Origin of the sequence: Pantoea sp. CTOTU49201, assembly GCF_032054795.1 — a bacterium.
GTDB classification, from domain to species: domain Bacteria; phylum Pseudomonadota; class Gammaproteobacteria; order Enterobacterales; family Enterobacteriaceae; genus Pantoea; species Pantoea symbiotica.
Map to the genome: position 1 here is coordinate 4,050 of NZ_DAMBSA010000360.1, position 853 is coordinate 4,902.

At 58.6% G+C, this 853-nt stretch carries 1 protein-coding gene; it reads left to right on the top strand.

Going from position 1 to position 853, the window contains the following annotated elements; all coding sequences use genetic code 11:
* The coding region (locus RTY00_RS19910) for an MFS transporter (RefSeq protein ID WP_312665736.1) at positions 1-838 on the top strand (838 nt) is incomplete at its 5' end.
* Between the last annotated feature and the right edge of the window lie 15 nt (positions 839-853).

An 853-nucleotide genomic window follows, 5' to 3' on the forward strand; every position in this document is an offset into this window, starting at 1 on the left:
GTGGGCGATCATGGCGCACAGCTGGCAAATGGCGTTCATTATTACCGGCGTGCTAAGCATGGTGTGGGCGATCTGCTGGCTGGTGTTTTACAAACATCCCAAACAGCAAACCAAGCTGAGCGATGAGGAGCGTCACTACATCATTGCCGGCCAGGAGCTGCAGCATCAAACCGGTAATAACAAGAAGATGTCGGCACGCCAGATCCTGCGCAATCGTCAGTTCTGGGGCATTGCGCTGCCGCGTTTCCTCGCCGAACCGGCGTGGGGAACGTTTAACGCGTGGATTCCGCTGTTTATGTTCAAGGTGTACGGCTTCAACCTGAAAGAGATCGCCATGTTTGCCTGGATGCCGATGCTGTTCGCCGATCTCGGCTGCATTGTCGGTGGTTACTTGCCGCCGCTGTTCCAGCGCTGGTTTGGCGTCAATCTTATCGTCTCACGCAAACTGGTGGTCACCATGGGCGCGGTGTTGATGATTGCGCCAGGCACCATCGGTTTGTTCACCAGCCCGTATGTCGCGATTGGCTTGCTGTGCGTTGGCGGGTTTGCTCATCAGGCGCTCTCTGGCGCACTGATCACCCTCTCTTCGGATGTGTTTGGCCGCAACGAAGTGGCTACCGCTAACGGCTTAACCGGCATGGCGGCCTGGACGGCGAGCACCATGTTTGCGCTGGTGGTCGGGGCGCTGGCCGATACGCTGGGCTTCAGCCCGCTGTTCGCGGCGCTGGCGGTGTTTGATCTGTTAGGCGCGGTGGTTATCTGGACGGTCCTGAAAAACCAGCCGGTTTCTGAACTCGACGATCAGCCCGCAGTGCAGTCCGCTGCGGTACGCACCTAAACTCACCGGGCTGGC